23 protein-coding genes are annotated in these 25735 nt (G+C 68.5%); 22 read left to right on the top strand and 1 reads right to left on the bottom strand.

Annotation, left to right across the window (positions count from 1 at the left end; genetic code table 11):
• Nucleotides 1-45: 45 nt before the first annotated feature.
• The 15 genes from ACY466_RS17380 (at nt 46) to ACY466_RS17310 (ending at nt 16948) form a co-directional block, all read left to right on the top strand.
• A complete protein-coding gene (locus ACY466_RS17380; RefSeq protein WP_463246975.1) occupies nt 46-852 on the top strand; it encodes a TIGR03084 family metal-binding protein in 807 nt (268 codons plus the stop codon).
• On the top strand, nt 849-2579 hold the full coding sequence (locus ACY466_RS17375) for an acyclic terpene utilization AtuA family protein (RefSeq protein WP_463246973.1): 1731 nt from the start codon (nt 849-851) through the stop codon (nt 2577-2579). Before ACY466_RS17380 ends, ACY466_RS17375 begins: the two co-directional genes overlap by 4 nt.
• On the top strand, nt 2576-3721 hold the full coding sequence (locus tag ACY466_RS17370) for an acyl-CoA dehydrogenase family protein (RefSeq protein ID WP_463246971.1): 1146 nt from the start codon (nt 2576-2578) through the stop codon (nt 3719-3721). The genes ACY466_RS17375 and ACY466_RS17370 overlap by 4 nt, the downstream gene beginning before the upstream one ends.
• Nucleotides 3718-5316: an acyl-CoA carboxylase subunit beta gene (locus tag ACY466_RS17365; RefSeq protein WP_463246968.1), complete on the top strand. Its 1599-nt coding sequence runs from the start codon at nt 3718-3720 to the stop codon at nt 5314-5316. Before ACY466_RS17370 ends, ACY466_RS17365 begins: the two co-directional genes overlap by 4 nt.
• 8 nt (nt 5317-5324) lie before the next feature.
• Nucleotides 5325-7301, top strand: a complete 1977-nt coding sequence (locus ACY466_RS17360) for an acetyl/propionyl/methylcrotonyl-CoA carboxylase subunit alpha (protein WP_463246966.1) — start codon at nt 5325-5327, stop codon at nt 7299-7301.
• Entirely contained in the window at nt 7298-8458 is a 1161-nt protein-coding gene (locus ACY466_RS17355; protein WP_463246964.1) for an acyl-CoA dehydrogenase family protein, read from the top strand. The genes ACY466_RS17360 and ACY466_RS17355 overlap by 4 nt, the downstream gene beginning before the upstream one ends.
• A complete protein-coding gene (locus tag ACY466_RS17350; protein ID WP_463246962.1) occupies nt 8458-9240 on the top strand; it encodes an enoyl-CoA hydratase family protein in 783 nt (260 codons plus the stop codon). The genes ACY466_RS17355 and ACY466_RS17350 overlap by 1 nt, the downstream gene beginning before the upstream one ends.
• Nucleotides 9241-9244: 4 nt before the next feature.
• On the top strand, nt 9245-9910 hold the full coding sequence (locus ACY466_RS17345) for a TetR/AcrR family transcriptional regulator (RefSeq protein WP_463246959.1): 666 nt from the start codon (nt 9245-9247) through the stop codon (nt 9908-9910).
• Between the two features lie 29 nt (nt 9911-9939).
• The gene (locus ACY466_RS17340) at nt 9940-10476 is read left to right on the top strand and encodes a DUF3558 domain-containing protein (RefSeq protein WP_463246956.1); all 537 of its coding nucleotides are present in this window, start codon (nt 9940-9942) and stop codon (nt 10474-10476) included.
• Nucleotides 10477-10493: 17 nt separating this feature from the next.
• On the top strand, nt 10494-10997 hold the full coding sequence (locus tag ACY466_RS17335; protein WP_463252336.1) for a DUF3558 domain-containing protein: 504 nt from the start codon (nt 10494-10496) through the stop codon (nt 10995-10997).
• A gap of 291 nt (nt 10998-11288) precedes the next feature.
• Nucleotides 11289-11663, top strand: coding sequence for a 30S ribosomal protein S12 (rpsL, locus tag ACY466_RS17330; protein ID WP_463246953.1), 375 nt, complete (start codon nt 11289-11291; stop codon nt 11661-11663).
• A gap of 1 nt (nt 11664) precedes the next feature.
• Entirely contained in the window at nt 11665-12135 is a 471-nt protein-coding gene (gene rpsG, locus ACY466_RS17325; protein WP_003941856.1) for a 30S ribosomal protein S7, read from the top strand.
• Nucleotides 12136-12225: 90 nt separating this feature from the next.
• Nucleotides 12226-14328: an elongation factor G gene (fusA, locus tag ACY466_RS17320; protein WP_463246949.1), complete on the top strand. Its 2103-nt coding sequence runs from the start codon at nt 12226-12228 to the stop codon at nt 14326-14328.
• Between the two features lie 128 nt (nt 14329-14456).
• Nucleotides 14457-15647: an elongation factor Tu gene (gene tuf, locus ACY466_RS17315; RefSeq protein ID WP_463246947.1), complete on the top strand. Its 1191-nt coding sequence runs from the start codon at nt 14457-14459 to the stop codon at nt 15645-15647.
• Nucleotides 15648-15730: 83 nt separating this feature from the next.
• A complete protein-coding gene (locus ACY466_RS17310) occupies nt 15731-16948 on the top strand; it encodes an MFS transporter (RefSeq protein WP_463246945.1) in 1218 nt (405 codons plus the stop codon).
• Nucleotides 16949-16954: 6 nt separating this feature from the next.
• On the opposite strand, the gene ACY466_RS17305 is transcribed toward ACY466_RS17310, so the two are convergent.
• Entirely contained in the window at nt 16955-17632 is a 678-nt protein-coding gene (locus tag ACY466_RS17305; protein WP_463246943.1) for a single stranded DNA-binding domain-containing protein, read from the bottom strand.
• A 58-nt stretch (nt 17633-17690) separates the two neighbouring features.
• Between ACY466_RS17305 and ACY466_RS17300 the strand changes: the two genes are divergently transcribed.
• From ACY466_RS17300 to ACY466_RS17270, 7 genes are all read left to right on the top strand, one after another.
• Nucleotides 17691-18455 (top strand): glutamate racemase, encoded by a 765-nt coding sequence (locus ACY466_RS17300; protein ID WP_463246940.1) that lies wholly within the window; start codon nt 17691-17693, stop codon nt 18453-18455.
• Between the two features lie 146 nt (nt 18456-18601).
• Nucleotides 18602-19873 (top strand): NDMA-dependent methanol dehydrogenase, encoded by a 1272-nt coding sequence (gene mdo, locus ACY466_RS17295; protein ID WP_463246938.1) that lies wholly within the window; start codon nt 18602-18604, stop codon nt 19871-19873.
• A gap of 41 nt (nt 19874-19914) precedes the next feature.
• Nucleotides 19915-20991 (top strand): MadB family AAA-type ATPase, encoded by a 1077-nt coding sequence (locus ACY466_RS17290; RefSeq protein ID WP_463246936.1) that lies wholly within the window; start codon nt 19915-19917, stop codon nt 20989-20991.
• Nucleotides 20988-22517, top strand: coding sequence for a MadC family VWA domain-containing protein (gene madC, locus ACY466_RS17285; RefSeq protein ID WP_463246933.1), 1530 nt, complete (start codon nt 20988-20990; stop codon nt 22515-22517). Before ACY466_RS17290 ends, madC begins: the two co-directional genes overlap by 4 nt.
• Nucleotides 22518-22582: 65 nt before the next feature.
• Nucleotides 22583-23806, top strand: a complete 1224-nt coding sequence (locus tag ACY466_RS17280) for an iron-containing alcohol dehydrogenase (RefSeq protein ID WP_463246930.1) — start codon at nt 22583-22585, stop codon at nt 23804-23806.
• Nucleotides 23803-25098, top strand: a complete 1296-nt coding sequence (locus tag ACY466_RS17275; protein WP_463246928.1) for a MadS family sensor histidine kinase — start codon at nt 23803-23805, stop codon at nt 25096-25098. Before ACY466_RS17280 ends, ACY466_RS17275 begins: the two co-directional genes overlap by 4 nt.
• Complete coding sequence (locus tag ACY466_RS17270; RefSeq protein WP_463246925.1) at nt 25095-25727, top strand: MadR family response regulator transcription factor; 633 nt, start codon at nt 25095-25097, stop codon at nt 25725-25727. The genes ACY466_RS17275 and ACY466_RS17270 overlap by 4 nt, the downstream gene beginning before the upstream one ends.
• Nucleotides 25728-25735 lie beyond the last annotated feature (8 nt).

The raw sequence follows: 25735 nt of genomic DNA, 5'->3' as shown, positions 1-25735 counted from the left end.
GCAAGCATGCTTGCTTTTTACCGAGGCACCCGGGACCGTGTCCCCATGGCAGATCTGCGGTCCGTGTCGGCCGATCTCACCGCGGAAGGCGACGCTCTCGACGCCCTGGTCGACGGTCTCGACGACGCTCGGTGGGCGACCGCGACCCCCGCCCCGGGATGGACGATCGCGCATCAGATCGCTCACCTGCACTGGACCGACCATGCCGCCGCACTCACCGCTCGGGACGCGGCCGGCGACGAGGACGGAACCCGAGGGTTCGATGCCCTCCTCGACGTGGCGGCGGCGGACGTCGCGGGGTTCGTCGACCACGGCGCCGAGGATCTCGCCCCGCTTCCACCCCGCACCCTCCTCGACCGATGGCGCGCCGGGCGCATCGATCTCGCCCACGCCCTGACCCAGGTGCCGGACGGCGCGAAACTGCGGTGGTTCGGCCCGCCGATGAGCGCGACCTCGATGGCCACCGCTCGCATCATGGAAACCTGGGCGCACGGCCAGGACGTCGCGGACGCTCTCGGCGTGGTCCGAGAGCCGACCGAGCGCCTTCGCCACGTCGCTCATCTCGGGGTGCGCACCCGCAACTTCGCCTTCCTCTCGCACGGTGAACCGCCCCCGGCCGTCGACTTCTTAGTCGATCTGGAGGCGCCGAACGGCGAGCGGTGGACCTGGGGCTCACCCGACGCCGAGCAGCGCGTCGAGGGGACGGCGCTCGACTTCTGCCTCCTGGTGACCCAGCGCGTCCACCGGGACGACACCGAACTCGCGGCGGTGGGCGACGACGCCGACCGGTGGTTGTCCATCGCCCAGGCCTTCGCGGGCACGCCCGGCGCGGGTCGGACGGTGCGCGCATGACCGCACCGATCCGCGTCGGCAACTGCTCCGGGTTCTACGGCGACCGGCTCTCCGCCATGCACGAGATGCTCAGCGGCGGCGACCTCGACTACCTCACCGGTGACTACCTCGCCGAACTGACGATGCTCATCCTCGGTCGCGACCGGATGAAGGATCCCACCCGCGGCTACGCCAAGACCTTCCTTCGCCAGCTCGAGGAGTGCCTCGGTCTCGCCGTCGAGAAGGGCGTGACGCTGGTGAGCAACGCCGGCGGTCTGGCGCCCGCCGCGCTCGCCGACGAGATCCGGGCCCTGGCCACGCGGCTGGGCATCGACGTCTCCGTCGCCCACGTCGAGGGCGACGACGTTCTCCCCCGCGCCGACGAGCTCGGCCTCGGGTCGCCGCTGACCGCCAACGCCTACCTCGGCGCGTTCGGCATCGCGCGCTGCCTCGACGCGGGCGCGCAGGTCGTGGTGACCGGCCGCGTGACCGACGCGTCCGTGGTCGTCGCCCCCGCGATCTCCCGTTTCGGTTGGGAGCGAACGGACTTCGATCGGCTCGCCGGAGCGGTCGTGGCCGGCCACGTCATCGAGTGCGGCACCCAGGCCACCGGTGGCAACTACTCGTTCTTCGCCGAGATCGCGGACCTGTCCCGCCCCGGCTTCCCCATCGCGGAGATCGCGCCCGACGGGTCCTCCGTGATCACCAAGCACGCCGGCACCGGCGGCGCCGTGAGCGTCGGCACCGTGACCGCCCAGCTGATGTACGAGATCACCGGGCCGCGCTACCTCGGACCCGACGTCACGGCCCGGTTGGACACCGTCCGGCTCTCGGCGGACGGCGACGACCGCGTGCGGATCGACGGCGTCCGCGGCGAAGCCCCGCCGCCGACCCTCAAGGTCTCGCGAAACTCGTTGGGCGGGTTCCGAAACGACGTCACCTTCGTTCTCACCGGCCTGGACATCGAGGCCAAGGCGGCGCTGGTGCGCGCCCAGATGGACGATGCCCTGACCCCCGCGCCGCGCGAGGTCGAGTGGACCCTGGCCCGCACCGACCACCCCGACGCCGATACCGAGGAAGCCGCCAGCGCACTGCTGCGTCTCGTGGTCCGCGACGGCGATCCCGATCGGATCGGACGCCGATTCAGCTCGGCGGCAGTGGAATTGGCTCTCGCGAGCTATCCCGGCTTCTGTGTCACCGCTCCGCCCGGCGCGGCCTCGCCCTACGGCGTCTTCGAGGCCGGGTACGTCGATCAGTCCGTTCCCGATCACACGGCGGTGCTGCCCGACGGCACCCGCGTGGCGATCGACGCCCCCGCCGTGACGACCGACGAGCCGGAGCCGATCCCGGCGACCGCCTCCGCCACCTCGGGATCCGGCGACCCGAGACCGGCCGCCACCGTCCTCGCCCCGCTCGGCACCGTCGCGGCGGCGCGCAGCGGCGACAAGGGTGGCAGTGCCAACGTGGGCGTCTGGGTGCGTACGGACGCCGAATGGGACTGGCTCCGAGCCGCTCTGACCATCGCGCAATTCCGCGCCCTGCTCCCCGAGACCGCCGATCTCGACGTTCGTCGCCACGAGTTCCCGGAACTCAAGGCCGTCAACTTCGTGGTCGAGGGCATTCTCGGCGACGGCGTCGCCTCGCAGGCACGCTTCGATCCCCAGGCCAAGGGGCTCGGCGAATGGCTTCGGTCGCGTCGACTGCCCATCCCCGTGAACATCCTCCGTCGAGAAGAAGGTCCGAGATGAACCCCTGGAACGACGACGAGCGCGCCGCGCTCCGCAAGACGGTGCGCGCGTTCGTCGAGCGCGACATCGCGCCGCACCTCGGCGAGTGGGAACGCGACGGCGAGATCCCGCGCAGTTTGCACCTCGCGGCGGGGGAACTGGGGCTGCTCGGGGCTCCCTTCCCCGAATCCGTCGGGGGTGGGGGCGGTTCGATGGTCGACGCCATCGTCGTCTGCGAGGAGATGCACGAGGCGGGTGCGTCGGGTGGGTTGTTCGCCTCGCTCTTCACCTGCGGAATCGCGTTGCCGCACATGGTCGCCGCCGGTGACCCCGACCATCTGGAGCGATGGGTTCGCCCCACCCTGCGCGGGGAGAAGATCGGCTCGCTCGCGATCACCGAGCCCGGGGGCGGCTCCGACGTCGGCCACCTGACCACGCGGGCCGTGCGTGACGGCGACGAGTTCGTGGTGAACGGATCCAAGACCTACATCACCTCGGGGTGCCGCGCCGACTTCGTGGTGACCGCGGTCCGCACCGGCGGCGAGGGCGCCGGCGGGGTGTCCCTGCTGGTGATCGAACGCGGCACACCCGGTTTCGAGGTCTCCCGCAAGCTCGACAAGATGGGCTGGCGTGCCTCGGATACCGCCGAGCTGTCCTTCACCGACGTTCGGGTACCGGTCGCCAACCTCGTCGGCGCCGAGAACACGGGGTTCGCCCAGATCGCGCAGGCCTTCGTCTCCGAGCGAGCGGCCCTCGCCGCGCAGGCGTACGCCTCCGCCCAGCGATGCCTCGACCTCACCGTGGCGTGGACCCGTGATCGCTCCACGTTCGGCAAGCCGCTCATCGCCCGGCAGTCCGTGCAGAACACGCTCAGCGAGATGCACCGCAAGATCGACGTCGCGCGGGTCTACACGCATTCGGTGGTCGATCGCGCCCTGGACGGGGACGACGCCATCGCCGAGGTGTGCCATGCGAAGAACACCGCCGTCGAAGCCGGCGAATGGGTCGCCTCGCAGGCGGTGCAGCTCTTCGGTGGCCTCGGCTACATGGCCGAGAGCGAGGTCGAGCGGCAGTACCGCGACATGCGCATCCTGGGAATCGGTGGAGGCACGACGGAAATCCTGACCTCGCTCGCCGCGAAACGATTGGGGTACACGGCATGACCACGCTCGCATCGACCGTCGACACCGGGGACGAGGCCTTTCTCGCCGCGGCGGCGACCATGACCACCAAGCTCGGCGAGGTCGAGACCGAACACGCGAAGGCCATCGGCGGCGGCGGACCGAAATACGTCCAGCGGCACCGTGACCGGGGCAAGATGACCGCACGCGAGCGGATCGAACTGCTGCTCGATCCCGACGCCCCGTTCCTCGAACTGTGCCCGCTCGCGGCGTGGGGGAGCGACTTCCCGGTCGGTGCGTCCGTGGTGATCGGCATCGGCGTGGTCAGCGGAGTCGAGTGCCTGATCGTCGCGAACGATCCCACGGTGCGAGGCGGTTCCAGCAACCCCTGGACGCTCCGCAAGACGCTGCGCGCCAACGACATCGCGTTCCAGAACCGTCTCCCGGTCATCTCTCTGGTCGAGTCCGGTGGCGCCGACCTGCCGACGCAGAAGGAGGTGTTCATCCCCGGCGGTCGCATCTTCCGCGACCTCACCCGGCTGTCCGCCGCCGGCATCCCCACCGTCGCGTTGGTGTTCGGTAACTCCACCGCGGGTGGCGCCTACATCCCCGGAATGTCCGATCACGTGGTGATGATCGAGGAGCGGTCCAAGGTGTTCCTCGCCGGACCGCCGCTGGTCAAGATGGCCACCGGTGAAGAGTCCACCGACGAGGAACTCGGTGGGGCGCGCATGCACGCCCGCACGTCCGGGCTGGCCGACTACCTCGCCGCGGACGAGGCCGATGCCATCCGCATCGGCCGAAGCATCGTCTCGCGCCTGAACTGGACCAAGAAGGGCCCCGAGCCGAGCGCCGAGGTGTTGCCCCCGCGGTTCGACGAGGAGGACCTGTTGGGCATCGTGCCCGCCGACCTCAAGGTGCCGTTCGATCCGCGCGAGGTGATCGCGCGCATCGTCGACGACAGCGATTTCGACGAGTTCAAGCCGCTCTACGGCTCGTCCCTGGTGACGGGATGGGCCCAGCTCCACGGTTTCCCGGTCGGCATCCTGGCCAACGCACGCGGTGTCCTGTTCAGCGAGGAGTCGCAGAAGGCCACCCAGTTCATCCAGCTCGCGAACCGGGCGAACACCCCGTTGCTGTTCCTGCACAACACCACCGGCTACATGGTGGGCAAGGAATACGAGGAGGGCGGGATGATCAAGCACGGTGCGATGATGATCAACGCCGTCTCCAACTCGACGGTCCCGCACATCTCCATCCTGCTCGGGGCGTCGTACGGTGCCGGTCACTACGGCATGTGCGGCCGCGCGTTCGATCCCCGTTTCCTGTTCGCCTGGCCCAGCGCCAAGTCCGCCGTGATGGGCGGAGCGCAGTTGGCCGGCGTCATCTCCATCGTCTCGCGCGCCTCCGCCGAAGCCCGCGGTCAGGAGTTCGACGCCGAGGCGGACGCGGGCATGCGGGCCATGATCGAGGCGCAGATCGACGCCGAGTCCGTGCCCATGTTCCTCTCCGGACGTCTGTACGACGACGGCGTCATCGACCCTCGCGACACCCGCACGGTGGTGGGGATGTGCTTGTCGGCCATCGCTTCCGCCCCGATCGAAGGCACCGCGAACTTCGGTGTCTTCCGAATGTGAGTTCTCCCATGCGCTCAGTGTTGGTCGCCAACCGCGGCGAGATCGCCCGGCGCGTCTTCGCGACCTGCCGTCGCGACGGGTATGCCACCGTTGCCGTCTTCTCCGACGCGGACGCGGACTCCCCGCACGTGTCGGACGCCGATGTGGCCGTTCGCCTTCCGGGCTCGTCGTCCGCCGAGACCTACCTGCGCGGTGAGCTGATCATCGCGGCGGCGAAGGCCGCCGGTGCGGACGCGGTGCACCCCGGATACGGATTCCTCTCCGAGAACGCCGGGTTCGCCGGTCAGGTCCAGGACGCGGGGTTGACGTGGATCGGGCCGCCCGTGAAGGCCATCGAGTCGATGGGGTCGAAGGTCGAGTCGAAGGCGATGATGCGAGCGGCCGGGGTGCCGGTGCTCGAGCAACTCGATCCGGCGACCGTCACCGACGCGGATCTGCCCGTGCTGATCAAGGCCTCCGCCGGCGGCGGAGGTCGCGGGATGCGTGTGGTCCGCGACTCCGCGGTGCTCGCCGACGAGATCGAGGCCGCGCAGCGCGAGGCGCAGTCGGCCTTCGGGGATCCGACGGTGTTCTGCGAGCGCTACCTCGAGACCGGTCGGCACATCGAGGTGCAGGTGATGGCCGATCGGCACGGCACGGTGTGGACGGTGGGGGAGCGTGAGTGCTCGATCCAGCGTCGACACCAGAAGGTCGTCGAGGAGGCTCCCTCACCGCTCGTGGAGCGTGTCGAGGGCATGCGGGACAGGCTGTTCCACGCGGCACGACTCGCGACCGAGGCCATCGGGTACGAGGGCGCGGGCACGGTCGAGTTCCTCGCGGACGAGCGCGGCGAGTTCTTCTTCCTGGAGATGAACACCCGGCTCCAGGTCGAACACCCGGTCACCGAGTGCACCACCGGACTCGACCTGGTGTCGCTGCAACTGCACGTCGCGGAGGGCGGCGCGCTACCGGACCGGCAGCCCGAGACCACCGGACACTCGATCGAGGTGCGCCTCTACGCCGAGGACCCGGCGAAGGACTGGCAGCCGCAGAGCGGCACCGTCCACCGCATCGACTTCGGCCGGGTGACGGAATTCGATCTGCTGCGCGGCAGGGGGATTCGCGTCGACTCCGGCGTGCGCGACGGCAGTGTCGTCGGCGTCCACTACGACCCGATGTTGGCCAAGGTCGTCTCGCTCGCTCCGACGCGGACACAGGCGGCCTCGCTGTTGGCCACCGCGCTGAGCGGCGCACGCATCCACGGGCTCCGGACCAACCGAGACCTGCTGGTGACGGTGCTGCGCCACCCGGCGTTCCTGGCGGGCGACACCGACACCGCATTCTTCGCCACGCACGATCTCGCGGTGCTGTCGCGGCCCGTCGTCGACGCGGAGGGCCGTCGACTGTCCGCCCTCGCCGCTGCGGTGGCCGAGTCCGCGGACGAGCGCGAGCGCGCCGTCGTGAACCGGCACCTGCCCAGCGGCTGGCGGAACATGCCGTCGCAGAACACCACCCGGTCGTTCACCAGCGGTGAGGAGACCGTCGGGGTCGAGTACCGCCGGACCCGGTCCGGGCTGGTCACGGACGTCGGTTCCGTCGGGCTGGTGTCGGCGACCGCCGATCGCGTCGTGCTCGACCACGACGGCGTGCGGCGGAGCTTCGACGTGGCCCGCTACGGACGCGAGGTGTTCGTCGATTCGTCGTTCGGACCGGTCCATCTGACGGCCGCGCCCCGTTTCGTGGACCCGTCGGAGAGCGTGGCCGAAGGGTCGCTGCTCGCGCCGATGCCGGGCAACGTGGTGCGGCTCGGTGCGCAGGTGGGCGACACCGTCACGGTCGGCCAGCCGATCCTGTGGCTCGAGGCGATGAAGATGGAGCACATCGTGAAGGCGCCGGTGGCCGGGACGTTGACCGAGCTGACCGTCGACGTCGGCCGGCAGGTCGAGGTGGGCGCCGTGCTCGCCGTGGTGACAGCAGAAGCACTCGAAGAAGGAGATCGATCATGAGTTTGGTGGAAACCGAAGAGCAGAAGGGCCTGCGCGCCGCGGTCTCGTCGCTGGGCAAGCGCTACAACTACCTCGAGTACGCGCTCCCCAAGAGCCGGCGCGGGGAGCCGCTCACCGAATTGTGGAACGAGGCCGGACAACTGGGCTTCCTCGGGGTGAACCTCCCGGAGGAGTACGGCGGCGGCGGTGCCGGAATCTACGAGCTCGCGCTGGTCCAGGAAGAGCTCGCGTCGCACGGCGCGGGGCTGCTGCTGGTGGTCGTCAGCCCGGCCATCTGCGGCACCATCATCGCCAAGTACGGCACGGACAGCCAGAAGCAGACGTGGCTGCCCCCGCTGGCGGACGGGTCCAAGATCATGGTCTTCGGCATCACCGAGCCCAGCGCGGGATCCAACTCGCACAAGATCACCACGTTCGCTCGCCGCGATGGAGACGACTGGGTTCTGAGCGGGAACAAGGTCTACATCTCCGGCGTCGACCAGGCGGACGCGGTGCTCGTCGTCGCGCGGATGGAGGACAGCAAGACCGGCAAGCTGAAGCCGGCGCTGTTCATCGTGCCCACCGATTCGCCGGGCCTGGAGAAGACGGCGATGCAGATGGACATCATCGAGCCGGACCACCAGTTCACCCTGTTCCTCGACGACGTCCGGTTGCCCGCCGACGCGCTCGTCGGCGACGTCGACTCGGCCATGATGCAGCTCTTCGCCGGACTGAACCCCGAGCGCATCCTCGGTGCGGCGATGGCCGTCGGGATGGCGCGGTACGCGATCGACGCCGCCGTTCGGTACGCCAACGAGCGCACCGTCTGGAAGACGCCCATCGGTGCCCACCAGGGCATCGCGCATCCGCTGGCGCAGGTGAAGATCGAGATGGAGCTGGCCAAGGTGATGATGCAGAAGGCCGCGTTCCTCTACGACTCCGGCGACGATTTCGCGGCGGCCGAAGCAGCCAACATGGCCAAGTACGCCGCGGCGGAGGCCAGCATCAAGGCCCTCGACCAGGCGATCCAGACGCACGGCGGCGCGGGACTCATGCAGGAGTACGGACTGGCCGCGATGCTCGGCGCGGCACGCATCGCACGGGTCGCCCCGGTGAGCCGCGAGATGATCCTCAACTTCGTCTCGCAGCACTCGCTGGGTCTGCCGAAGTCGTACTGATGACGCCGGTCGTCACGGTCGAGGTCGCGGACGGGGTGTGCACCCTGGCGCTCGACTCGCCCCGTAATCGCAACGCGCTGTCGACTCGGCTGGTCGAGGAACTCACCGCGGGCCTGTCCCACGCGGCGTCCAACGCGGACGTGCGCGCCATCGTGCTGACCCACACCGGGGGAACGTTCTGCGCCGGAGCCGATCTCACCGAGGCGGGCAGTTCGCCCGAGGGGCGTACCCAGCAGATGGTCGACGTGCTGACCGCGATTCTGCGCACCCCGAAACCGGTCGTCGGTCGCATCGACGGCCACGTCCGAGCCGGCGGGATGGGGTTGGTCGGTGCGTGCGATCTCATGGTAGCCGGGCCGGGCACCACGTTCGCACTCACCGAAGCGCGACTGGGGCTCGCACCCTCGATCGTCTCGCTCACCCTGCTGCCCCGGATGAGCTCCCGCGCCGCCGGTCGCTACTTCCTCACAGGTGAGAAGTTCGGTCCGGACGAGGCCGAGGCCATGGGCCTGATCACCGCCGCATCGACGGATCCCGGCGCGGTCGCGGACGGGTGGTTGGCCGAGTTCCGGAAGGCGTCGCCCCAGGGACTGGCGGAGTCGAAGCGGCTGACGACCGAGGCGATTCTCGCGGATGTCGAGAGGCGCAGCGCCGAGTTGGCGGAGCGTTCGGCGAGGCTGTTCGCGTCGGAGGAGGCGCGGGAGGGGATGATGTCCTTCCTGGAGAAGCGCCCACCGCGCTGGGCCACCTCGACGCCGGCCACCTCGACGGCAGGGAAGTAGACCGATGACCACCCGCGACATCCCCCGAGTCCGTGAACCGAAAGCCCGTGAACCGAAAGCCCGCGAGCCCAAGCAGGACCGCAGCCGGGCCACCCGACAGCGCCTGCTCGCGGCGACCATCGATTCGCTCGCGACCAGCGGGTGGAACGCGACGACGGTGGGCCTGGTGGCCGAGCGGGCGGGGGTGTCCCGCGGGGCCACCCAGCACCACTTCCCGACGCGGGAGGACCTCATCACCGCCGCGCTCGAGTACATGTTCGACGAGCGGACCGGCGCGGCGCGTCGGGAAGCGGAGTCCATCCCGGCCGGACCGGGGCGCACCGAGGCGGTCGTGAGCCGCCTGGTCGAGTACTACACCGGGCCCCTGTTCAAGGCGGCACTGCAGGTGTGGACGGCGGCCGCGGCCGATCCGGAGCTCAAGGACCGGATCCAGCCGCTGGAAGAGCGCTTCGGTCGGCGAGCGCATCGCATGGCCGTCGAGAATCTGGGCGTCGACGATTCCGATCCGCAGGTGCACCGGTTGGTGCAGGCCACGCTCGACCTCGCCCGCGGGCTGGGTCTGGCCGACGTCCTGACCGACGACGCCAAGCGGCGCGGCGAGGTCGTGCGGGCCTGGTCCGCGCAGTTGGACGAGGCCCTGGGTTCGACCGCCGAACCGACGAATGCCTGACGCTCGTCCCCTCGGTTAAGGTGCCGGACATGAACCTCGCGCGATGGGCCGGCGCCGCGGCCGTCGTCCTGTTCGGGGTCACCGCGTGCGGCAGCGACGACGCGCCCCCCGCCGGTGACGACGCTCCCGCCGCGGGCGCGGCGGCGGAACCCGGACCGTTCTTCGGCGTGTGCGGGGGACTGACCGACGACGAGGTCCTCGCGGCCTTCGGCGTCCCCGCGTTCGCCGTCGTCACCCGGAACTCCGTCGGCTGCGAGTGGGAGGTCACGGGCCCGACGGGACCCTCGGTCAGTTTCTCCTGGTACCGCGGCAGTCCCATCGGCCGCGAGCGCATGGGGTCGGAGATGATCGGCCGTCCCGCCGCCGACATCGAGATCGACGGGCAGCCCGGCTTCACCGCGCAGGCGCTGAACGCGCTCGGTCAGCCGATCCTCTGCGAGAACGCCCTGCAGTACGGGTCCGATTTCGTCCACTTCTCCGTCACGTACGCCGATTCGCCGCCCACCGCGGACCCGTGCGTCGTGGCGACGTCGTTGCTCGAGCTCGTCGCGGAGCGAGCCCGGTGAGCCGCGTCCGCGCGGTGATGGCCGCGGCGGCCGCCGTCGGGTTGCTCGCCGGCTGCGGATCGACGATCGAGGGCACCCCCACCGCGGCGGGAGTGGACACCTCGAACGGGGAGTTCCGCTCGTTGCTCCAGGAGTGTGAGACGGTGACCGACGAGCAGATCGCGCAGGTGGTGGGCGGCGACCTGATCGTGCGCGGTTTCCTCGGGGCCATCTGCCGCTGGGACGTCGTCGGCGCGACCGGGCCGGTGAAGGTGACGTTCGACTGGTTCGAGAACGGATCGATGGAGGTGGAGCGAGCCGCCAACGAGCAGTTGGGCTGGACGGTCACCGACATCACGGTCTCGGCCCGAACGGCGCTGGAGATCCGGCAACCGGAGGACCCCGGGTCGTGCGGCGTCACCGCGCCGTCGCCGGACGTGGGCGTCATCGGATGGTGGGTGCAGTTGCGCCCCGAGAGCGGGGTCGACGCCTGCGAGGCCGCACGGACGTTGATGCAGCTCTCCCTCAACCTCAGTGCCTGACCCTCGACAGCCGATGCCGATAGCCGATGCCGGGGCGTTTTGACCCGAAGGCGCGCCGACGGGTATCGTCACAGGTTGTGTCCGGCACGCCCGGAACGTCTGTGTGCCTATGCGAGGTACAGCCGTGGCTCTCGTCCGTCAAGAGCAAGCGCCGTGGCTACCGTGTGGGGGTATGCGACACACCCGACCGCGGGGTGAGGAACGGCCCGCGGCAGCACCACTGGGTGAGGAGCAGCGTTTTCTTGCTCCAACTGCTAGATCCCTGATTCTCGACACGAAGAAAGCCGGTTCATGCCAACAATCAACCAGCTGGTCCGCAAGGGTCGCACCGACAAGGTCGCGAAACTGAAGACCGCTGCCCTCAAGGGCAGTCCGCAGCGCCGCGGTGTGTGCACTCGCGTGTACACCACGACGCCCAAGAAGCCGAACTCCGCTCTCCGTAAGGTCGCGCGTGTGCGCTTGACCACCGCGGTGGAGGTCACCGCCTACATCCCCGGTGAAGGCCACAACCTGCAGGAGCACTCGATGGTGCTCGTTCGCGGTGGTCGTGTGAAGGACCTCCCGGGTGTGCGCTACAAGATCATCCGTGGCTCGCTCGACACCCAGGGCGTCAAGGCCCGCAAGCAGGGTCGAAGCAAGTACGGCGCCAAGAAGGAGAAGAGCTGATATGCCACGCAAGGGCCCAGCACCGAAGCGCCCGCTGATCAACGACCCCGTCTACGGGTCCCCGTTGGTCACGCAGCTCGTCAACAAGATCCTCCTCGACGGCAAGAAGTCGACCGCGGAGCGCATCGTCTACCAGGCACTCGAGCAGGCGCGCGAGAAGACCGGGACCGATCCCGTCGTCACGCTCAAGCGCGCACTCGACAACGTGAAGCCGGCCCTCGAGGTCCGCAGCCGTCGTGTCGGTGGCGCCACCTACCAGGTCCCGGTCGAGGTTCGTCCGGGTCGTTCGACCACGCTGGCTCTGCGCTGGCTCGTCACCTTCTCGCGGGCTCGCCGCGAGAAGACGATGGTCGAACGTCTGGCCAACGAACTCCTCGATGCCAGCAACGGTCTCGGCGCAGCAGTCAAGCGTCGCGAGGACACGCACAAGATGGCGGAAGCCAACAAGGCATTCGCGCACTACCGCTGGTGATCTCGTGCGGGTGGCGTCGGGAAACATCCTCCGTCACTCGCACGTCGACCCAACGACTCACTTCTTCCAACACCAAGGCGGGATGAATTCGTGGCACAGGACGTGCTGACCGACCTGAACAAGGTCCGCAACATCGGCATCATGGCCCACATCGATGCCGGTAAGACCACCACTACCGAGCGCATCCTCTTCTACACCGGTATCTCGTACAAGATCGGTGAGGTCCATGACGGCGCAGCCACCATGGACTGGATGGAGCAGGAGCAGGAGCGTGGCATCACGATCACTTCTGCTGCCACGACATGCTTCTGGAACGACAACCAGATCAACATCATCGACACCCCCGGGCACGTCGACTTCACGGTCGAGGTGGAGCGTTCGCTCCGCGTGCTCGACGGTGCCGTCGCCGTCTTCGACGGCAAAGAGGGCGTCGAGCCCCAGTCCGAGCAGGTGTGGCGTCAGGCCGACAAGTACGACGTGCCGCGTATCTGCTTCGTCAACAAGATGGACAAGCTCGGTGCGGATTTCTACTTCACCGTGCAGACCATCAAGGATCGCCTCGGCGCCAAGCCGTTGGTCATCCAGTTGCCGATCGGTGCCGAGGACCGCTTCGAGGGCATCGTCGACCTGATCGAGATGAACGCGAAGGTCTGGCGCGGCGAGACCAAGCTCGGTGAGACCTACGAGACCGTCGAGATCCCCGAGGACCTGAAGGAGCGTGCGGAGCAGTACCGCACCGAACTCCTCGAAACGGTCGCGGAGTCCGACGAGGCGTTGCTCGAGAAGCACTTCAGCGGCGACGAGCTCACCATCGACGAGGTCAAGACGGCCATCCGCAAGATGACCGTCAACTCCGAGCTCTACCCGATCCTGTGCGGCTCCGCGTTCAAGAACAAGGGCGTCCAGCCCATGCTCGACGCGGTCATCGACTACCTGCCGTCGCCGCTCGACGTCGAGTCGGTCGAGGGTCACGCCCCGAACGACGAGGAGAAGATCCTCACGCGCAAGCCGTCGTCCGAGGAGCCCTTCGCCGCACTGGCGTTCAAGATCGCCACGCACCCGTTCTTCGGCAAGCTGACCTACGTCCGCGTGTACTCGGGCAAGGTCGACTCCGGCTCGCAGGTCATCAACTCGACCAAGGGCAAGAAGGAGCGTCTGGGCAAGCTCTTCCAGATGCACTCCAACAAGGAGAACCCGGTCGCGACTGCCAGCGCCGGCCACATCTACGCCGTGATCGGTCTGAAGGACACGACGACGGGTGACACCCTCTGCGATCCGCAGAACCAGGTCATCCTCGAGTCGATGACGTTCCCGGACCCGGTCATCCAGGTGTCGATCGAGCCGAAGACCAAGTCCGACCAGGAGAAGCTCGGTACGGCGATCCAGAAGCTGGCCGAAGAGGATCCGACGTTCTCGGTCAAGCTCGACGAGGAGACCGGCCAGACCGTCATCGGCGGCATGGGCGAGCTCCACCTCGACATCCTCGTCGACCGCATGCGTCGCGAGTTCAAGGTCGAGGCCAACGTCGGCAAGCCGCAGGTGGCCTACCGCGAGACGATCACCAAGATCGTCGAGAAGCAGGAGTTCACCCACAAGAAGCAGACGGGTGGCTCCGGCCAGTTCGCGAAGGTCATCATCGGCCTCGAGCCCTTCACGGGCGAGGACGGCGCGACCTACGAGTTCGAGAACAAGGTCTCCGGCGGTCGTATCCCGCGCGAGTACATCCCCTCCGTGGATGCCGGTGCGCAGGACGCGATGCAGTACGGCGTTCTCGCCGGCTACCCGCTGGTGAACGTCAAGCTCATCCTGCTCGACGGCGCGTACCACGACGTCGACTCGTCGGAAATGGCGTTCAAGATCGCGGGTTCGCAGGCATTCAAGGAAGCGGCTCGCAAGGCCGGTCCGGTGATCCTCGAGCCCCTCATGGCAGTCGAGGTCATCACGCCCGAGGAGTACATGGGCGACGTGATCGGCGACGTGAACTCCCGCCGTGGCCAGATTCAGGCCATGGAGGAACGCAGTGGTGCCCGTGTCGTCAAGGCGCTGGTTCCGTTGTCGGAGATGTTCGGTTACATCGGTGACCTGCGGTCTCGTACCCAGGGTCGCGCGAACTACTCCATGGTCTTCGATTCCTACGCAGAGGTTCCCTCGAACGTCTCGAAGGAGATCATCGCGAAGGCCACGGGCGAATAACTCGGTGGAGTAACTCTCCGTACCAGGATCAGCCCCCGCACGACGGGCCCGGTTCCACAACCGGGCCCGGCACCACCACAATCCGTTAGCTGCATTACGCAGGAAACAAGACAGTCCAGGAGGACACAGTGGCGAAGGCGAAGTTCGATCGGACGAAGCCGCACGTCAACATCGGCACCATCGGTCACGTTGACCACGGTAAGACGACGCTGACGGCAGCAATCACCAAGGTTCTGCACGACAAGTTCCCGGACCTGAACGAGGCATCGGCTTTCGATCAGATCGACAAGGCTCCGGAGGAGAAGGCTCGTGGTATCACGATCAACATCTCCCACGTCGAGTACCAGACCGAGAAGCGCCACTACGCGCACGTCGATGCACCGGGTCACGCCGACTACATCAAGAACATGATCACGGGTGCGGCGCAGATGGACGGCGCCATCCTCGTCGTCGCCGCGACGGACGGCCCCATGCCCCAGACGCGTGAGCACGTGCTGCTCGCCCGCCAGGTCGGCGTGCCGTACATCCTCGTCGCGCTGAACAAGGCCGACATGGTCGACGACGACGAGATCATCGAGCTCGTCGAGATGGAGGTCCGCGAGCTGCTCGCAGGCCAGGAGTTCGACGAGGACGCCCCCGTCGTCAAGGTCTCCGCACTCAAGGCGCTCGAGGGCGACGAGAAGTGGTCGGAGTCCATCGTCGAGCTCATGCAGGCCGTCGACGACTCGGTTCCGGACCCCGTCCGCGAGACCGAGAAGCCCTTCCTCATGCCTGTCGAGGACGTCTTCACGATCACCGGTCGTGGCACCGTCGTCACCGGTCGTATCGAGCGCGGTTCGGTCAACGTCAACGAAGATGTCGAGATCGTGGGCATCAAGGAGAAGTCGACCAAGACCACCGTCACCGGCATCGAGATGTTCCGCAAGCTGCTCGACTCGGGCCAGGCGGGCGACAACGTCGGCCTCCTCGTCCGCGGCATCAAGCGCGAGGACGTCGAGCGTGGACAGGTCGTCGTCAAGCCGGGCACCACGACTCCCCACACGGAGTTCGAAGGCCAGGCGTACATCCTGTCGAAGGACGAGGGCGGTCGCCACACCCCGTTCTTCAACAACTACCGCCCGCAGTTCTACTTCCGCACCACCGACGTCACCGGCGTCGTCACGTTGCCGGAAGGAACCGAGATGGTCATGCCCGGTGACAACACCGAGATGTCCGTCGTGCTGATCCAGCCGGTCGCCATGGACGAGGGCCTGCGTTTCGCGATCCGTGAGGGTGGCCGCACCGTCGGCGCCGGTCGCGTCACGAAGATCAACAAGTAAGTCCAGTTCGACACGAACGGCGCTCACCCTTCGGGGTGGGCGCCGTTCGTGCGTGTGCAACCGATGACGACGGAAGGGCCGATGTGACCATCGCGGACCGACGCGCGTGGACCGCGATGACTCCGGTTCGATCGTTCTGGCTCATGGCCGTGGTGTTCTTCACCGTGATGGGCTCGTCGGCCGTACCGTCCCCGCTCTACCCCGTCTACCAGGAGCGGTGGGGTTTCTCCTCGTCGACTCTCACCATCGTCTTCGCGGTCTACGTGTTCGCACTTCTCGCGGCGCTGCTCACCGTGGGTTCGCTGTCCGATCACGTCGGGCGAAAACCGGTGATCGTCGCGGCGCTCGTCGTGTTGGTCGCGAGTCAGGTCGTGTTCGTCTTCGCCGACGGCGTCGAGTGGCTGATCGTCGCTCGCGTCGTGCAGGGCCTCGCCGCGGGCTCGGCGATGGGCGCGATCGCGGCCGCGATCATCGATCTGCAGCCGTCCACCCAGCTCGGTCCGCTGATCAACTCCGTCGCACCGGCGCTGGGTCTCGGAGCGGGCGGCGTCGGTGCGGGGCTTCTGGTGCAGTTCGCTCCGTTACCCACCACCCTCGTCTACGTCGTCGCGATCGTCTCACTGTCGGTGCTCGCAGCGCTGGTGCTCACGGTGCCGGAATCGGCGATCCGTTCGGGTTTCGACGATCGACGTCACGTCGTCCGAGTGCTCACCCCTCGCGTCGGATTGCCGGGGTCCATCGGGCCACGCTTCTGGGCCGTCGTACCGGCACTGATCGCCACCTGGTCACTGGGTGGCTTCCACCTCTCCCTGGGGCCGTCGATCATGGGATCGGTCTTCGAGATTCGTGGTGCGGTGGTGAGTGGGCTCGACATCTTCACCATGTTCACGGCGGGAGCGATCGGTGCGGCCGCCGCCCGCTCCCTGCCGGCGCGTACCGCGATGATCGGCGGTGCGCTGACGCTGGCCGCCGGAATCGTCCTGAACGTTCTCGGATTGCACACGGCGTCGGCTCCGGTGTTCTTCCTCGGCACCGCGGTATCGGGTCTCGGCTGGGGAGCCACCTTCCTGGGCTCGATGAGCATCGTGGCCGCCCTGGCGCCGCCGGAGCATCGAGGAAGCGTGCTCGCCACGACGCTCGTGCTGAGCTATCTGGCGTTCAGCGTTCCCGCGATCGTGGCCGGGGTCGCCATCGCGTCGGCCGGCCTTCTGGTCACGGCCACGATCTACGGTTGCGTCGTGGTGACCCTGGCTCTCGGAGCGGTCGCCACGATGGTGCTACGGTCGTCCGTCCGCGAGTGAGCGACGTCAGCCGACGACGGTCAGGTCGGCCGGGAACCGCGGATCGATCTCGTAGGTGCTCTCGTACTGGCTGCTCATTCCGGTGACCCGCACGGTCTGCCCGACGCGGATGCCCGAGACGTCGATGCCGCTCTGGAGGTTGACGAAGACGGTGGTCTCACCGCTCTGATCGGCGATGGTGAACTTGTAGCCGAACGGCAGGTCGTCCAGTATCGCGCCGGTCACCCGGCCCGTGGTCGTCACGAGCGTCGACTCCGTCGCCTCACCGACCACGCGAGCCTTCACCGTCCGGGGGACCACCGGTCGTGCAGCGCCGAGGGCGGTGATGGACGTCGGGCGGACGACGAGCAGCCCCACCTGGTCGTCGAGCGTTCCGGTCACCCGGACGGCGGTGCCGATCGCGACGTCCGGGAGTTCGGTGGCGCTGACGTAGATGCCGGCGGTGCGATCCTGGATGCCGAAACCCCGGTCGAAGAAGCTGGACTCGAAGGCGCCGGGCGGTGTGGTGACCGTTCCGAACACGGTGACGGTGGATCCGAGGGCGAGGGTGCGGGCCTGCGCGATGGGGGGAGCGCCCTGCGAACCGGGGGCGGCGGGTGCCACAGGTGCGTGCATCAGGGTGAGTGCGGCGGCCGAGGCGACGGCAGCGACGAAGGTACGACGGCCGAACGTGGAGGGGGTCATGGTGTCAGTGTGGCGATCGCGCGCTCGGTTCGAGCGCGACGAGCGGTAGTTTGGGACAGTGCACATCGCGTTGATCGACTCCGGGCTGGGCTCGCTGCCCACCGCTGCGCATCTGCGCCGGTTGCATCCCTCCCTCGACCTGCACCTGTACCTCGACCCGGACAACGCACCCTGGGGGCCCAAGCCCGTTCGCTGGACCGAGAAGCGGGTCGTCGACACCGCAACGCGCGCGGTCGAGGCGGGCGCGGACGTGGTGGTCCTCCCGTGCAACACGGCGAGCGTCATCGCCCTCGACGCGGCGCGGTCGGCGCTGGGACCGGTACCGGTCGTCGGCACCGTGCCCGCCGTCAAACCGGCCGCGCGCGAGCACGATTCGATCGCGATCTGGGCCACCGCGGCGACCACCGCCTCGCCCTACCAGGCGCGCCTGGTCCACGAGTTCGCGCGGTCCGCATCGGTCGCCGCGGTCGCCTGTCACGGTCTCGCCGACGCGATCGACCGCGGTGACACCGACGCAGTGTCCGTCGCGATCGCATCGGCGGTGGACCGCACCCCGCCGGGCGTCGAGGCGATCGTGTTGGGCTGCACCCACTATCCGCTGGTGGCGGACGAGATCCTGCGCTCGTTCGAGCCCGGGGTGCGCTTGTTCGACAGCGCGGAGGCGGTCGCGGCCCAGACGATGCGGCGATCTGCCGAGGTCGTTCCGCGGTCCACCGGTACGGGGGCGCTGTGGGTCACGCTGTCCGGTCGACCGGGTGCTTTGCCGGAGAGTGCAGTGCGTTTCGCGGCGGGTCGCCTACTGGCGGAGTCGATCAGGTCGTAGGTCACCCGGAGAGGTGATCGACCTACCCGGTCGGGTAGTTCGGACCCGCGTCCGGACGGTTCGCCCCGCGTTCCCTTCTCGGAGCGCCCCGCGCGAGGCACGGTGATGGCAGTCACAACGACCGCCGACCCGAGGAGATTTTCGCGATGGCCATCGAGCTCAATCAGATCTGGGACTTCCCCATCAAGGAGTTCCACCCGTTCCCCCGCGCCCTCCTGGGTGTCGGAGCCCACGACATCATCGGTGTGGAGGCGAAGAACCTCGGGTTCAAGCGCTCGCTGCTGGTGACCACCGGCCTGCGCGGCTCCGGCATCATCGAGGAGCTGATCGGCAAGATCGAGTACCAGGGTGTGGAGGTCGTGCTGTTCGACAAGGTCGAGTCGAACCCCAAGGACTACAACGTCATGGACGCCGCGGCGCTGTACCAGAAGGAGAAGTGCGACAGCATCATCTCCGTCGGCGGCGGGTCCAGCCACGACGCCGCCAAGGGTGCCCGCGTGGTGATCGCGCACGACGGCCGCAACATCAACGAGTTCGAGGGATTCTCGAAGTCCACGAACAAGGAGAACCCGCCCCACATCGCCGTGTCCACCACGGCCGGAACGGGTTCCGAGACCTCGTGGGCGTACGTCATCACCGACACCTCGGACATGGACAAGCCGCACAAGTGGGTGGCGTTCGACGAGGCGTCCATCGTGACCGTCGCGATCGACGACCCCCTGCTGTACTACACCTGCCCCCAGCACTTCACCGCGTACTGCGGGTTCGACGTCCTCGCGCACGGAAGCGAACCGTTCGTCTCGCGACTCGACTTCGCCCCGTCTCTGGGTAACGCGCTCTACTCGGTGGAGCTCGTCGCGAAGAACCTGCGCGAGGCCGTGTACGAGCCGCGCAACCTCAAGGCCCGCGAGGGAATGATGAACGCGCAGTACATCGCCGGCCAGGCGTTCAACTCCGGCGGTCTGGGCATCGTGCACTCCATCTCGCACGCCGTCAGCGCGTTCTTCGACTCCCACCACGGTCTGAACAACGCGATCGCGCTACCGCGGGTCTGGGAGTACAACCTGCCCAGCCGCTACGAGCGGTACGCACAGCTGGCCGGCGCGCTGGGCGTGGACACCCGCAACCTCAGCACCGTCCAAGCGGCCGACGCCGCCGTGGAAGCGGCCATCCGGCTGTCGAAGGACGTCGGTATCCCCGACAACTTCGGCCAGGTGAACACCCGTCTCTACGACAAGAACCGGATGAACACCGGGAAGTACGAGGGCCGCGGCGAGGTCATCTCCGGGGACGAGAAGACGGTGCTCGCCATCTCCGAGCACATCCAGGACGACTGGTGCACGCCGGGCAACCCGCGCGAGGTGACGGTCGACTCGATGATCCCGGTCGTCGGTCACAGCATCAACGACTCGTACTGACCCCCGTACCGACCGACCCTGCACCGAGAGGACCTGATTCGATGACCACGGCCGGCCCCTTCGTCAGACAGCAACCCGACGCGGACCTCACCACCGCGGCAGGGGTACGCGATGCCCTTCGGGAGACGGGTTACATCGCCGGGGAGGATCTCTCGGTGGTGGTGCACCTCGCCGTCGCCCTGGATCGTCCGCTGTTGCTCGAGGGGCCGGCCGGAGTCGGCAAGACCGAACTGGCCAAGGCGCTCGCCGTCGCGGGCGGGCGCCGGCTGGTGCGGCTCCAGTGCTACGAGGGTCTCGACGACAATCGGGCCCTCTACGAGTGGGACTACGCCAAGCAACTGCTGCACGTGCAGATGCTGCGCGATCGGATGAGCGCCGAGCTCGCGGACGCACCGGACCTCGAGACCGCGTCGACCATGCTCTCCGACATGGACTTCGGGCTCTACTCCGAGAAGTTCCTCGCCGTCCGCCCGCTTCTCGACGCGATCCTGTCCGAGGAGCCGGTGGTGCTGTTGATCGACGAGGTCGACCGCACCGAGGAGTCCATGGAGGCGTTGCTGCTCGAGGTGCTCGCGGAGAAGCAGATCACCATCCCCGAGGTCGGCACGTTCCGGGCGCGGACCGATCCGTGGGTCGTACTGACCTCCAACGACACTCGCGAGCTCTCCGCCGCACTCAAGAGGCGATGCCTGCACTTCTCCGTCGCGTTCCCCACTGCGGAGATGGAGCGCGAGATCGTGTCCTCGCGCGCACCGGAGGTGGAGGAGGCCGTGGTGGTCGACGTGGTCGATCTCGCGCGGTCGTTGCGGGAGTTGCCGTTACGCAAGAGTCCGTCCGTGTCGGAGGTCATCGACGCCGCCCGCGCAGCCATGTTGTTGAAGGACCACGACAGCGAGAAGGTGCGCGGAATCCTGATGTCGGCGTTGCTCAAGTACGGCAGCGACGCGGACGTGGTGCGGCGGCACCACGGGGAGCCGTCGAAGTCCGCCGCGCCGGACGACGCGTCGTCGGCGACGCAGCAGCCCGCGCCCAGCGTCGCCAGCCGTCCGCCGAACACCACGACGGCGGCGTTCCGCGGCCGCGGCGGCCGCGACCGCGGGGGAGCCGGACTCCGGTGACCGACATCCAGCGCCGGCCGCCGGTGACCGGGACGCCGAGCCTGGTCCTCGACGTGGTGTCGGCCGTGTTCGGGAGGCTGCTCCGCGCGCACGGGGTCTCGGCGTCGCCCGCCGAGGTGATCGAGGTCCGCCGGGTCCTCGGGCTCGTCGGGGCACGGGATCGTGCGACGCTCCGCTCGGCGCTGCGGGCGACGTGTGCCAAGTACTCGCACGAACAGGACGGCTTCGATCGCGCGTTCACGGCCCTGTTCGATCCGATTCCGACGATCGAGGACCGGCAGCGTCGCCCCAGCGGCGCCGAGGCCGCCGGCGGACTGCCGACGGACCTCGAGGTGTCCGACGACCAGCACGACACCGCTCGCTACGCGGACTTCAACGAGCGAGCGGCCGACGTGGGCGAGTACTTCGACACCCCCGACGCGGAGAGGGGCTTCAATCCCCACAAGGACGACGACGATCTGTCGCTCACCAGCAGCGACTCGCAGGTCTCGGTCGACGCGGATTCGGCGTCGGGCCGGCGGGGTGTCACGTTCACCGTGGACGTCGACCGCGCGGACAGCGCGACGGTCGGCGACCTGTCGTCCGACCAGGCCGTCGTCTCGCAGGGCACGCTGCGGTGGGACGATCCGTCCGGCGTCCTCGCCTGGCTCGACGCCTACGATCCCAGCGCGGTCTACGGCGACGTGCTCGATTCCGACGAGCTCACCCGCCACCAGCTCGATCGGTTGGTCGAGGCCGTCGAGGCCTTCGTCGACGCCCTCGCGCAGAGCGCCGGTGGGGTGATGCCGACCGCGGACAGAAGTGAGGATCCGTCGCTGCCGTCTCGGGTCGAGGTGGGTGATGCGTGCCGAGAAGTGTTGCGACGCATGCGCGGAGCGCCCCGACCCCGACCTCGGGAACGAGCGAACGGCCGACTCGACATGCGCCGCACCGTCCGAGCCGGGATGAAGACCGACGGCGTTCCGTTCCACCTGATCGTGCGGTCGCCGGTCCCCGAGCGGGTGCGGCTGTTGGTTCTCGCCGACGTGTCGCTGTCGGTCCGTCCCATCACGGCGTTCACGCTGCGGCTCGCCCAGTCCATGCGGCATCGGGTGAACCGGTGCACCGTGCTCGCCTTCGTCGATCGCCCCGTCGACGTCACCGATCTGTTGGCCCGCAGCACCGGAGACGACGCGTTGGCCGCGGTCCTGTCGAGCCCCGAGTTGGACCTCGAGGCGAGCAGCGACTACGGCCGTGTGCTCGAGGAGGTCCTGTCCGAACACGGATCGGCCGTCACGTCGCGCACGTCGGTCATCATCGTCGGCGACGGCCGATGCAACGGACTGCCGCCCGGCGTCGACAAGCTCGAGGACATCGCCCGCCGCGTCCACCGGGTGGCCTGGGTGACCCCCGAACCGAAGCGGTACTGGAACCAGGCGTCGTGTGCGATGGAGGAGTACGCCGAGGTGTGCGACGGGGTGGTGGTCGCGCGCGATGCCCGCCAACTGGTCGAACGAGCTCCCGAGCTGGGCAACGCGCTGCGGTGAGACCGGACCCGAACCTGCCCGTTCGGGTAGGGGTCGGCCGCGCGACGCACCGTAAGCTGGATCACATGAACAACGCCTTCGGAGAACCGGCGGCGTATCTCGCGAGCGGCCGCACTCGATCCACCCGGGCGGCCGCGTCGGGCCGCGTCGTCAAGTTCCACGCGCCCGAAATCGTCTTCGGAATCGGCTCCACCGGCGAGGCCGCCTTCGCGGTGGCGCGCCTCGGCGGATCGCGGCCGCTGCTGGTGACCGACCCGGGGCTCCTCGCCGCCGGGTGGCCCGCCGAACTCGAGGCGGAGCTGCGCGCCATCGGAATGGCACCTCGGGTGTGGAGCGACCTGACCCCCAACCCCAAGGATCACGAGATCGAGGCGGGGCACGCGTTCTATCGCGATCAGGGGTGCGACGTGATCGTCGCGCTCGGCGGCGGATCCGTCATGGACGCGGCGAAGGGGGTCGCGATCCTGGCCTCCAACGGTGGTCGAATCCTGGCGTACGAGGGCGTGGATCGGGTCTCGAGTCCCATTCCGCCGCTCGTGATGGTGCCGACCACGGCCGGCACGGGCGCCGACGTCTCGCAGTTCTGCATCGTCACCGACACCGCACGGAACACCAAGATCACCATCCTGGGCCGCGCCCTGGTTCCCGACATCACGGTCATCGATCCGCGGTTGCTGGCCACGATGCCCGAGTGGCTCAGTGCCGCAACCGGACTCGACGCCCTCACGCACGGCATCGAGGCGTTCGTGTCCCTCGCCCACAATCCCCTCACCGATCACCACGCGCTGCGGGCGGTCACGCTGGTCATCGACACCCTGGCCGCGACCATCCGCGCACCCGACGTGATGGCGACCCGCACCGTCATGGCGCAGGCCAGCCTGGAGGCCGGGCTCGCGTTCACCAACGCCATCCTCGGCGCCGCGCACGCGATGAGTCACCAGGTCGGCGGTCTGCTCGACCTCCCGCACGGCGTCATCAACGGGGTTCTGCTCCCGCACGTCATCCGCTTCAACGCCTCCGCGGATCCGGCGCCGTACGTCACCGTCGCACAGAGCCTCGGGCTGCCGGAGGGGCGCGGCGAACCGGAGGAGGCCGCGCTCGCGGTGGCCGACCGCGTCGAGTCCCTGGCGCGCGAGGTGGGCGTTCCGCGAACCCTCGGCGAACTCGGCGTGCAGGACTCGGATCTGACGCGGCTGGCGACCAACGCCCTGCAGGACGCGTGCATGGCCACCAACCCCCGGGTCCCGACGCATCGGGACATCGAAGACCTCTTCCGGACCGCGCTGTGACCCTCGACCCGACCCCGGACCTCTCGCGACTCACCGGATTGCGGTCAGGCAAGAGCAGCTTCTATCCCCAGTACCGCGGCGCCGCCCAGCGCCTCGAGCGCGTCGTGCACGCCCTGGAGTTGATCTCGCAGGCGCTGGTGCGCACCGTCGAGGGCCCGGAGACGCTGATCTGCGCGGTGGCCGAGGCGGCTCGCGCTCACCTCTCGGCCCGGTGGGTGGTCTTCGCCCTCGCCGACGGCGCGCTCCCGTCGGCCGGTCCGCGGCGCCTCGTCCTCGGACCCGACGCGACGCCGTTCCTCGTCGACGACGTCGAGGGCCCACCCCTGCCCGCCGACGTGGTCGAGTGCCTGAACGACATTCGTACTGCCGCCGCGGCGGATGCGTCGGTGATCGACCACCATTTCGCCTTCGTTCCCATCGAACTCGGCGGCGGGGTGGTCGGGGCCTTCGCGGCGTGGACGGGACCCGATCGCACTCTCGACGCCACCGACGGCGCCGTCCTGTCCATCCTGGCCTCGCAAACCGCCGTGGCACTGCAGAATTCGGCGTTGTTCGAGAACGTGCGCGAGACGGCGGCCGACCTCGCCGCGCGCAATGCCGAACTCGAAGCGACGCAGAAAGAGCTCGGTGCGGTGCACCGGCACCAGGTCATCGACAACGAGCGGCATCGCATCGCGCGAGAGTTGCACGACAGCGTGACGCAGGCGGTGCTGTCCGCGGGCATGCAGATCGAGGTGTGCCGGGGGGAGATTCCCGACGACGAGCGTCGGGATCGGTTGCACCTGGCCAAGGACCTCACGCGCCGTGCGGTGGATCAACTGCGCTCGGCGATCTACGCGCTCAACCACGCCGGGGACGCGGCCCGGACGACGTTGCCGGAGATGCTGGACCAACTCGGGGTCGTGCACATGCCGGACGAGCTGCAGGTGCGCGTCGACATCCACGGGACCCACGTCGAACTCTCGTCGGACGCCGAGCACGCCCTGCTGCGTATCGCGGGCGAGGCGCTGTTCAACACGGCGGTGCACGCCGACGCGTCGCGGGCGCTGCTCCGGCTGAACTACCGCGACGCCTCGGTGCTGCTGACCGTCGACGACGACGGCCACGGAGACCCGCAGGAGCTGCGAACGGTGTTGCGGCTGAACGAGAAGAGCGATCTGGGCGGATCCCATCGAGGACTGGTGAACATGGCGACTCGAGTGCGGGAGTTCGGCGGCGTGTTCGAGGTACGTCGATCCCGGCTCGGCGGCATTCGCATCGCCGCGACCCTGCCGCTGGAGGCGCTCCGATGACCGCGATCCTGCTCGTCGACGACCACGCGATCCTGCGTCAGGGGCTGCGATCGATCCTCGAACGCGAGCCGGACCTGACCATCGTCGGCGAGGCGGCGTCCCTGGCCGAGGCGACGGCGACGGCGGCGCATCTCGATCCGGACGTGGTGTTGATGGACCTCAAGCTCTCGGCCGGCTCGGACTACGAGGGGCTGGTGCTGTGCAAGCAGCTGTCGAAGTCGCACCCGCGCATGGGACTGCTGGTGCTCACCACCTTCCTCGACGAGCGGCTGGTCGTCGAGGCCGTGCACGCCGGCGCGCGCGGGTACGTGGTCAAGGACGTCGACACCACCGAGTTGGTGCGCGCCATCCGGGCCGTCGCGCGCGGGGAGTCCGCGTTCGACGCCCGTAGTGCGTCGGCAGTGGTGCGTTCGCTCAACGGATCGGGGGAGACCGAGAGCCGCCTCACCGATCGCGAGCTCGAGGTGCTGCGCCTCCTCGCGGGCGGAAAGTCGAACAACGCCATCGGAACCGAGCTGTTCATCTCCGCCACCACCGTGAAGTTCCACGTCAGCAACATCATGCGCAAGTTGCACGTCACGCGGCGCGCCGAGGCGGTGTACGTCGCCGGCAAGGGCGGGTTGATCTGACCGGCGAT

Source organism: Rhodococcus sp. K11/5, assembly GCF_055193735.1.
The sequence above is the reverse complement of the archived record's forward strand: the minus strand, read 5'-3'. Positions and strand labels throughout refer to the sequence as shown.

Coding starts and splice junctions, on each gene's coding strand:
- ACY466_RS17380 (WP_463246975.1), top strand. CDS start 46: ATGGCAGATCTGCGGTCCGTGTCGGCCGATCTCACCGCGGAAGGCGAC.
- ACY466_RS17375 (WP_463246973.1), top strand. CDS start 849: ATGACCGCACCGATCCGCGTCGGCAACTGCTCCGGGTTCTACGGCGAC.
- ACY466_RS17370 (WP_463246971.1), top strand. CDS start 2,576: ATGAACCCCTGGAACGACGACGAGCGCGCCGCGCTCCGCAAGACGGTG.
- ACY466_RS17365 (WP_463246968.1), top strand. CDS start 3,718: ATGACCACGCTCGCATCGACCGTCGACACCGGGGACGAGGCCTTTCTC.
- ACY466_RS17360 (WP_463246966.1), top strand. CDS start 5,325: ATGCGCTCAGTGTTGGTCGCCAACCGCGGCGAGATCGCCCGGCGCGTC.
- ACY466_RS17355 (WP_463246964.1), top strand. CDS start 7,298: ATGAGTTTGGTGGAAACCGAAGAGCAGAAGGGCCTGCGCGCCGCGGTC.
- ACY466_RS17350 (WP_463246962.1), top strand. CDS start 8,458: ATGACGCCGGTCGTCACGGTCGAGGTCGCGGACGGGGTGTGCACCCTG.
- ACY466_RS17345 (WP_463246959.1), top strand. CDS start 9,245: ATGACCACCCGCGACATCCCCCGAGTCCGTGAACCGAAAGCCCGTGAA.
- ACY466_RS17340 (WP_463246956.1), top strand. CDS start 9,940: ATGAACCTCGCGCGATGGGCCGGCGCCGCGGCCGTCGTCCTGTTCGGG.
- ACY466_RS17335 (WP_463252336.1), top strand. CDS start 10,494: ATGGCCGCGGCGGCCGCCGTCGGGTTGCTCGCCGGCTGCGGATCGACG.
- rpsL (WP_463246953.1), top strand. CDS start 11,289: ATGCCAACAATCAACCAGCTGGTCCGCAAGGGTCGCACCGACAAGGTC.
- rpsG (WP_003941856.1), top strand. CDS start 11,665: ATGCCACGCAAGGGCCCAGCACCGAAGCGCCCGCTGATCAACGACCCC.
- ACY466_RS17305 (WP_463246943.1), bottom strand. CDS start 17,632: ATGACCCCCTCCACGTTCGGCCGTCGTACCTTCGTCGCTGCCGTCGCC.
- mdo (WP_463246938.1), top strand. CDS start 18,602: ATGGCCATCGAGCTCAATCAGATCTGGGACTTCCCCATCAAGGAGTTC.
- ACY466_RS17290 (WP_463246936.1), top strand. CDS start 19,915: ATGACCACGGCCGGCCCCTTCGTCAGACAGCAACCCGACGCGGACCTC.
- ACY466_RS17280 (WP_463246930.1), top strand. CDS start 22,583: ATGAACAACGCCTTCGGAGAACCGGCGGCGTATCTCGCGAGCGGCCGC.
- ACY466_RS17270 (WP_463246925.1), top strand. CDS start 25,095: ATGACCGCGATCCTGCTCGTCGACGACCACGCGATCCTGCGTCAGGGG.